This window comes from Acidovorax sp. SRI_002, from assembly GCF_057586455.1.
Genome location: NZ_JBYCZW010000016.1, coordinates 1 through 1,168 on the forward strand (window position 1 = coordinate 1; position 1,168 = coordinate 1,168).

General features: G+C 61.0%; 1 protein-coding gene. It reads right to left on the reverse strand.

The window, feature by feature from the left end:
• Position 1 precedes the first annotated feature (1 nt).
• On the reverse strand, positions 2-1,168 hold a 1,167-nt coding region (tuf, locus tag AC2YJX_RS26195; protein WP_218298114.1), incomplete at its 5' end, for an elongation factor Tu.

Sequence of the window (1,168 nt, forward strand, 5' to 3'; positions counted from 1 at the left end):
ATTAAGCAATGATCTTGGCCACGACGCCAGCGCCCACGGTACGGCCGCCTTCGCGGATAGCGAAGCGCAGACCTTCTTCCATGGCGATGGGGTTGATCAGCTTCACAGTGATCGATACGTTGTCACCAGGCATGACCATTTCCTTGTCCGCTGGCAGCTCGATGGCGCCGGTCACGTCGGTCGTGCGGAAGTAGAACTGAGGGCGGTAGTTGTTGAAGAAGGGCGTGTGACGGCCGCCTTCGTCCTTGCTCAGAACATACACTTCAGCGGTGAAGTGGGTGTGGGGCTTGATCGAGCCGGGCTTGCACAGCACTTGGCCGCGCTCCACGTCTTCGCGCTTGGTGCCGCGCAGCAGCAGGCCGACGTTGTCGCCAGCTTGGCCTTGGTCCAGCAGCTTGCGGAACATTTCCACGCCGGTGCAGATGGTCTTTTGCGTGTCGCGGATACCGACGATTTCGATTTCTTCGCCGACCTTGATGATGCCGCGCTCAACGCGACCGGTCACCACGGTGCCACGGCCGGAGATGGAGAACACGTCTTCCACGGGCATCAGGAAGGCACCGTCCACAGCGCGCTCTGGCGTGGGGATGTAGGTGTCCAGCGCTTCAGCCAGCTTCATGATGGCTTCTTCACCCAGCTTGCCCTTGTCGCCTTCCAGGGCGAGTTTGGCGGAACCACGGATGATGGGGGTGTCGTCGCCTGGGAAGTCGTACTTGTCCAGGAGTTCGCGCACTTCCATTTCGACGAGTTCGAGCAGTTCTTCGTCGTCCACCATGTCGCACTTGTTCAGGAACACGATGATGTAAGGCACGCCCACTTGGCGAGCCAGCAGGATGTGCTCGCGGGTCTGGGGCATGGGGCCATCAGCAGCCGAGCAGACCAGGATAGCGCCATCCATCTGGGCAGCGCCGGTGATCATGTTCTTCACATAGTCGGCGTGGCCAGGGCAGTCCACGTGGGCGTAGTGGCGGTTGGCCGTTTCATATTCCACGTGGGCGGTGTTGATCGTGATACCGCGGGCCTTTTCTTCGGGCGCTGCGTCGATCTGGTCGTATGCCTTGGCTTCACCGCCGAACTTGGCGGACAGCACGGTAGCGATGGCTGCCGTCAGCGTCGTCTTGCCATGGTCCACGTGGCCGATTGTGCCCACGTTGACGTGAGGCTTGGT